Here is a 6,668-nt window from a genome sequence, read left to right as displayed (position 1 = left end):
TTGGCCAGGCCCTGGAAGACTTCGAAGCCGGGTTGTTCGGTCAGATTCCGGCCAATGCCCTGATGCCCCACGTGCCCGACCCGGCCCCGATACGCACCGAGCAAACCGGAATCTGAGGCTTCGACGGCCTCGCGGCCGACCTTCGGATTCTCCACGACGGCTAAAGGATTGGCTATTAGTTGCACTCCCGGCGAACGGTGAGGGATCGTCCCGACCGGAAATTCAGGGGACGAGAAGGAGCTTGCCGACCGTCTCCTGAGATTCGAGATCACGGTGGGCAGTAGCTGCGTCTTCGAGGGGATAGGTGCGGTCGATGAGGACGTCCAAGGTCCCGTCTTCGATCCAGTGCATCACCTGCAAGGCGCGCTGGCGCCACTGATCGATCGACTCCTCTGGGGCATCGCCGCGGATGAAAACGAAACGTACTCCGTGAGGTTGCTCCCACAAGTTGAAGGGAGGTATGTGACCTCCTGCGTAGCCGTACGTGACGAAGGTGCCGCCGACACGCAGCGCGGAGACGCTGGTTTCGAAGAGGGTCTTTCCGGTTCCGTCGAACGCGATGTTCACGCCCTCACCGTCGGTGACTACCCGGATGGCTTCGTCCAGATCCTCGATCTCCTCGCGTACCAGCACCTGCCACGCACCGGCGTCGAGAGCCGACTGCGCCTTGTATCCCTTCGATACCGTGGCGATCACCCGCGCGCCGCGGCGGGTTGACAGTTGAGTCAACATCCGACCCACGCCGCTGCCGGCCGAATGGACAAGAACCACAGCGTCCTTCGGGACAGGAACGGCGACGCATGACAGGTACTGTGCAGTCATCCCCTGCATCAGGCCGCCCGCGGCCGCCCCGAACGTGACGGTCTCGGGGATCGGGACGAGCCGTTCATCCGGAACAGCCACCATTTCGGCGTAACTGCCCGGGATGTGCTCCCACGCCACTCGGTCGCCGACCTTCGCACTGGACTGATCACCAACCGCGACCACGACTCCCGCACCGTCGACGCCCAACGCCAGCGGCAAACTGTACGTTCTCGGCGCAGGGCCCGCGATGCCGGTAGGGACAAGTCCGCGGCGGACGTTGGTGTCCATCAGGTTGATGCCGGCTGCCTTCACCTCGACGACGACCTCGTCGCGCTGCGGCCTCGGAACCTGTCGCTCTTCGACGCGCAGCACCTCGGCGGGACCGTATTCCGACGCTGTAATGACTCGCATGGTGTGCTCATTTCTCTCAACTTGTTTCGACTGTCCGGGAGCGGACACTCACCCGTCCCACACGGATTGGTCATCGGACGGGTAGTTGGCGCAGTTGTCGGTTTCCTTTGCGGCGACGCCCTTGTTGTTGAAGAAGATCTTCGCCCAGTTGGGCCAGGACGCGGTCATGGGATCGGCGAAATTCGTCACCATCTGTTCTGAGTAGGCTCTTCGATCTCCAGGACTCAATGAGTAGAAATAGTGCGCGTTGTCGATGGCGGCCTGCTGCACGTCGGGAGACTTGTTGTGCTTGTCGATGATGTAGCGCTCGTAATAGATCGGCGTGAAGTCCCTTGCGGCAGCAAGGATCTGTTCCGCCGTGCAGGTTGTGACGATCATCCGATGCGGGATGGGGTAGTCGTCGGTCGCGTCGGCCGCCGACGTCGCGGGGAACACCGCCGCCGCGAATGTGGCTGTGAGGGCGATGATTCCGGCTCGACGACACAGGGATTTACAGGCGCGTCGCGCGCGCCCTGGTCGGTGCATGTGTGCCTCCTCTGGTGTCAATGGTTGCCCTGCGCGGCTGCTGTCTGCGTCGGCGTCAGGTCGGGGCAGTAGTTATTGATCGCGGCGGCCAGGAACTGCCACGTTTGGGCAGTGGTGGTGCCCCGCGGCAGGTTGTGCGACAGAAACACAGCCGACTTCTCCGCCGTGGTGTCTAAGCCATTGCCCAGTCGCTTGCACGTGATCTTCGCGAGCCACGCGTTGTAGTCGCGCTGTCCGTAGATGCCATAGCCATGAAGCTGATTGGCGAAATCGGTATCGACGTCGGCGTGCACCGGGGCGGCCAGTGCGACCGCCGCGGTGATCAGCGCCATCATGGAGAGCTTCGCGAATCTCATTGCTGTCCTTCGGGACTCATCTGCCCCACCCCGAGCGGCTGAGTGGTGGCCGTGTCCTCTGCGGCGGGATCGGGAGCCGAGGAGGTAGCGGCCGGCCGCGGAGCAGCGTGGGTGTGGACGCGTCGTGGCCACCAGAACCACCGTCCGAGTAGTGCCGCGATGGCGGGGGTCATGAAGGATCGCACGATAAGCGTGTCGAACAGCAGTCCGAGCATGATGGTGGAGCCGATTTGGCCGGCGATGCGGAGATCGCTGGAGATCATGGAGCCCATGGTGAAGGCGAACACCAGCCCGGCGGCGGTGACCACGCCGCCGGTGCTGCCCATGGAGCGGATGATGCCGGTCTTCAGCCCAGCGTGGATCTCTTCTTGGAACCGGGAGACCAGCAACAGGTTGTAGTCGGACCCAACGGCCAACATGATCACGATGGCCATCGGCAGCACCAGCCAGTTCAGTGGCATGTGTAACAGGTCCTGCCAGAGCAGCACTGATAGCCCAAACGAGGAGGCCAGCGAGACGGCGACGGTGCCGACGATAACTGCGGCCGCGACCAGGCTGCGGGTGAGGCCCAGCATGACGAGGAAGATCAGGCATACCGACGCGGTGACGGCGATCATCAGGTCGTACATGGCGCCGTCATGCATGTCTTTGTAGGTGGCTGCGGTGCCGCCGAGGTACAGATTGGCGCTCTCCAAGGGTGTTCCCTTCACCGCCTCGCTTGCGGCCTGCATGATGGGCTGAATGTGCGAGATACCTTCGGGGGTAGCGGGATCGCCCTTGTGAGTGATGATGTACTGCGCGGACTTTCCGTCCGGGGACAAGAACAGCTTCAGACCCCGGATGAAGTCTGGGTTCTGGAACGCTTCGGGTGGCAGATAAAAGGAGTCATCGTTCTTGGACGCGTCAAACGCTTGCCCCATGGCGGTGGCGTTCTGGGAGAAGGCGTCCATTTGATTGATGAGGCCGGAGAAAGTGCTTGCCGTTGTCATCGTCAGCCCTCGCACCGTCTGCAGCGTGGTAATCAACTGTGGCAACAGGGCATCTAATTGCGGCAGGATCGCGTCGACTTGGTCGATGTCTTTTGTCACGTTGCCGATGTCGTCGGTCAGCTTGTCGATCCCGTCGAGGGTGTCGAACACTGATCGCAGTGCCCAGCAGATGGGGATGTCGAAGCAATGCGGCTCCCAGTAAAAGTAGTTGCGGATCGGTCTGAAGAAGTCGTCGAAGTCGGCGATGTGGTCCCGCAAATCGGCTGTGTCGGCTTGGATTTGATGGGTTTGGCCAGTCAAATCATGCGTGACGTCGGTGAGTTGATGTGTCAGGTCTGAGATGTGCTGGGTGATGTTGATGGTCACCAGCAGCTCATCGCTCATCTTGTTCAAGTTGTCTATGGCGTCGTGCATGTATTTCTGGTTCAGGATGGTTTGGCTGCTTTGCATGCTGATCTGGAACGGGATCGAGCTGTGGTCGATCGGGGTACCCAGCGGTCGGGTGATGTTCTGCACCCTGGCGATGCCGGGAATGTGGAAGATGCCGCGGGCGATGCGGTCCAGCACCAGCATGTCGGCAGGGTTGCGCAGATCGTGATCGGACTCGACCATCAAAAGTTCGGGCTCCATGCGTGCTTGCGGGAAGTGCCGATCCGAGGCGTGGTATCCGATGTTGGCCGGGGTGTAGGCGGGCATGTAGTAGCGGTCGTTGTAGTTGGTCGTGTAAGTCGGTAAAGCCAACAACCCGACCAACGCGACGGCCGTGGTGGCCGCTAGAACTGGTCCAGGCCAGCGCACGACAGCGGTGCCGATGCGGCGCCACCCCCGCTCGCGGTGCGCACGCTTGGGGTCGAAGACCCCGAACCGGCTGGCCACGACAACCATTGCCGGCCCCAGTGTCAGTGAGGCCGCCAGTATCACCAGCAGGCCCAACGCGCACGGCGCGCCGAGGCTTTGGAAGTAGGGCAGCCGGGTGAAGCTCATGCAAAACATCGCCCCCGCGACGGTCAGGCCGGATCCCAAGATCACGTGGGCGGTGCCGCTGAACATGTTGTAATAGGCGGCTTTACGATCCAGGCCCCGCGATCTGGCCTCCTGATAGCGGCCAACCCAAAAAATCGCATAGTCGGTCGATGCGGCAATCGCCAGCACGATCAGCAGATTGACCGCAAAGGTGGACAGGCCTATGAGATTGTTATTGGCCAGGACCGCGATCGCACCGCGCGCGGCCAGCAATTCCATCCCGATGGTGAATAACAAGATGACGGTGGTGAAAAACGAGCGGTAGACCAGTAGCAGCATCACCGCGATCACCGCCAGGGTGACGAGGGTGATCTTCTTTGCACCTTCGTCGCCGTACACGCGCCGATCGGTGGCAAGCGGCCCAGGACCGGTCACATACGCCTTGATTCCGGGCGGCGGTGGCACGCTGTCAACAATGCGCTGCACCGCGGCCACCGAATCGTTGGCTTCGGTGCCGCCCTGATCGCCGCGCAGATTCAACTGCACGTAGGCGGCCTTGGCGTCAGCGCTCTGTGAGCCCGCCGCGGTCAGCGGATCACCCCAGAAGTTATTGATGTGCTCGATATGCGTCGTATCCTCGGACAGCTTTTGGATCAGCGCGTCGTAGAATCGGTGTGCGTCATCGCCCAGCTTGTCTTGTCCTTCCAACAACACCATGGCGGTGGTGTCGGAATCGAACTGCTGAAAGTTCTTGCCAATACGCATCATCGCGATCGTTGACGGAGCATCCTTGGCGGTCATCGCTACCGAGTGTGCTGCGCCGACTTCTTCCAGCTGCGGTGCGACGACATTCACCACCACGGTCAGCGCCAGCCAGCCGAGGACGATCGGCACCGACAACCACCGGATCGTTCGCGCGATGAACGGTCGCTTCTCCGCGTCGGACGGGAAGCTGTGCCGGGTGCTCATGCGGACTTCACGAGGCAAGAGGTCTGGGCATTGTATGCATCCGCCGAATGCTCCTCGCGCACTTCACCATTGACAGTGATGCGGCAACCAATGGTGTCGCTGTCGCCTTGTGCCACCACGTTCGCGGCAACCGCGGTGAGCGTCGTGACAAGCTCGACTGACCATGGCAAGGTCGCCCCATCAACACGCTGCGGCTGAGCATTCTCATCCAGATAGTTGATATCGGCGACTGTCCCCGGCGGGCCAAAGATCTCGTACAGCACCCGCTTGGGGTTGAACTGAACGATTGCATCGCCATTGCCGACGTCGGGACGGTACATGTTCGAGCCGAAGATCCCATGCAGCCGCGAGACCGTGAACGTGGCAACTGCCACGACGATCACCATGACCAGAGGTACCCATGCGCGCTTGACAAGGCGAGTCATTGCACTCCTTCGCTCAGGCTCTATGAGTGGGCTCTACGAATGCCCTTCATCAGTACTGACAAATGACGCGAAGTGTCAGAAGTCAGTGTCAACCTTAAAGAGCCATGTGTCAAGGTGGTGGCGATCAGGTCACACTGAGGGCATGACATCACCTGACGTCTGACGTCCTATGTAAAATCGGATACATGCCTCGAGGATCACGCAGTCAGCCAGCCGAATCCGCGAGCACGGACGATGCACGCGAGCGCATCCTGGCGGCCGCTGAACGCTGCATCGATCGTCACGGAATTCGCAAGACCACAATGGACGACGTTGCGTCCGAGGTTGGATTGTCCCGGCCCAGCGTCTACCGCTACTTCGCTGATCGCGACGATCTGTTGATCGAGCTGATCGCACGGCATACGCGGGCCTTGTTCAAGCGGGCACACAAGTCCATGTCCCGGCAGCACAACTTTCCGGATCAGATAATCGAGGGGCTCCTCTACATCGCCGATTACTGCCGCCGCGACCCCCTGACGCGGCACGTGATCGACCCCGATGGCTCGAGTCTGGGCCGGCGAATGATCACTTCGGGAATGTCGGGAATGCTCAGAGCCGAGCTCTTTGACCCGTACCTCGACGCCGCCGTCGCTAACAATGAACTGCCACAAGGGCTGCCCCGGGCGGACTTCTACCTGTGGTTAGGTGACCTCGTACAGATGCTGATGCGCGGATTGGACACAGGCGTTGGCGACCTCAAGCGCTACCGGTCCATATTGCATCGCTTCGTCACGCCTGCCTTGGTCATCTCGAACGCACCGACGGGCGCGTGACTAACGACAAAGCGGTCTGACGAATCGATCGATCCTCGCGCCAGCTCGATTGGCGCATGTGCGACAGCATACGGAAAATGTCAGATGTCTGATGACAAAAGCTGGCGACCCCATCCAAGGTCTTGACAGCCTACGCATACGCGTGCAGACTGACAAAAAACGTTATCCGTCAGTCGAAAGGATGTGATGATCCGACCCGGCAGAGAGCGTCAGCCGGCACAGACAGCCGGCATCCCCCTCCGGCGCGCTTGCGCGTAGCGCCGCGGGCGAGACGAGCAACCGGACTCGCTGTTGTGAAATATGTTGTTTCGACCATACATCTCACCACAAATAATGTGCCGTCAAAGATTCCCGAATGAACCTCTTGTGTTCGCGGCGACACCGCCGGCACGGCCACGTTGTGTCCGGCCACAG

The 6,668-nt window shown here is 61.0% G+C and carries 6 protein-coding genes; 1 reads left to right on the top strand and 5 read right to left on the bottom strand.

Translation table 11 applies throughout. The annotated features are described in order from the left end of the window. Positions 1 to 222: 222 nt before the first annotated feature. Genes QOH60_RS25400 through QOH60_RS25380 form a run of 5 tightly spaced genes read right to left on the bottom strand, consistent with a single transcriptional unit; the run spans position 223 to position 5,442 of the window. Entirely contained in the window at positions 223 to 1,215 is a 993-nt protein-coding gene (locus QOH60_RS25400) for a zinc-binding dehydrogenase (protein WP_526424651.1), read from the bottom strand. A gap of 48 nt (positions 1,216 to 1,263) precedes the next feature. Further along, positions 1,264 to 1,740, bottom strand: coding sequence for a DUF5078 domain-containing protein (locus QOH60_RS25395; RefSeq protein WP_526424650.1), 477 nt, complete (start codon positions 1,738 to 1,740; stop codon positions 1,264 to 1,266). 17 nt (positions 1,741 to 1,757) lie between these two features. Beyond that, entirely contained in the window at positions 1,758 to 2,096 is a 339-nt protein-coding gene (locus QOH60_RS25390) for a DUF732 domain-containing protein (RefSeq protein ID WP_526424649.1), read from the bottom strand. Beyond that, positions 2,093 to 5,017: an MMPL/RND family transporter gene (locus tag QOH60_RS25385; protein WP_526424648.1), complete on the bottom strand. Its 2,925-nt coding sequence runs from the start codon at positions 5,015 to 5,017 to the stop codon at positions 2,093 to 2,095. The genes QOH60_RS25390 and QOH60_RS25385 overlap by 4 nt, the downstream gene beginning before the upstream one ends. After that, the gene (locus tag QOH60_RS25380) at positions 5,014 to 5,442 is read right to left on the bottom strand and encodes an MmpS family transport accessory protein (RefSeq protein ID WP_526424647.1); all 429 of its coding nucleotides are present in this window, start codon (positions 5,440 to 5,442) and stop codon (positions 5,014 to 5,016) included. Before QOH60_RS25380 ends, QOH60_RS25385 begins: the two co-directional genes overlap by 4 nt. 185 nt (positions 5,443 to 5,627) lie before the next feature. Between QOH60_RS25380 and QOH60_RS25375 the strand changes: the two genes are divergently transcribed. Next, positions 5,628 to 6,254 carry a TetR/AcrR family transcriptional regulator gene (locus QOH60_RS25375; RefSeq protein ID WP_526424646.1) on the top strand — a complete coding sequence of 209 codons (627 nt, stop codon included), beginning with the start codon at positions 5,628 to 5,630 and terminating at the stop codon, positions 6,252 to 6,254. The last annotated feature ends 414 nt before the right edge of the window (positions 6,255 to 6,668 follow it).

This window comes from Mycobacterium sp., assembly GCF_032159765.1.
Classification (GTDB): Bacteria; Actinomycetota; Actinomycetes; order Mycobacteriales; family Mycobacteriaceae; genus Mycobacterium.
This window is presented reverse-complemented; position numbering and strand designations above follow the sequence as displayed.

Bases quoted from the DNA above. Each gene is read 5' to 3' on its own strand.
- QOH60_RS25400 (WP_526424651.1), bottom strand. From the start codon at position 1,215: ATGCGAGTCATTACAGCGTCGGAATACGGTCCCGCCGAGGTGCTGCGC.
- QOH60_RS25395 (WP_526424650.1), bottom strand. From the start codon at position 1,740: ATGCACCGACCAGGGCGCGCGCGACGCGCCTGTAAATCCCTGTGTCGT.
- QOH60_RS25390 (WP_526424649.1), bottom strand. From the start codon at position 2,096: ATGAGATTCGCGAAGCTCTCCATGATGGCGCTGATCACCGCGGCGGTC.
- QOH60_RS25385 (WP_526424648.1), bottom strand. From the start codon at position 5,017: ATGAGCACCCGGCACAGCTTCCCGTCCGACGCGGAGAAGCGACCGTTC.
- QOH60_RS25380 (WP_526424647.1), bottom strand. From the start codon at position 5,442: ATGACTCGCCTTGTCAAGCGCGCATGGGTACCTCTGGTCATGGTGATC.
- QOH60_RS25375 (WP_526424646.1), top strand. From the start codon at position 5,628: ATGCCTCGAGGATCACGCAGTCAGCCAGCCGAATCCGCGAGCACGGAC.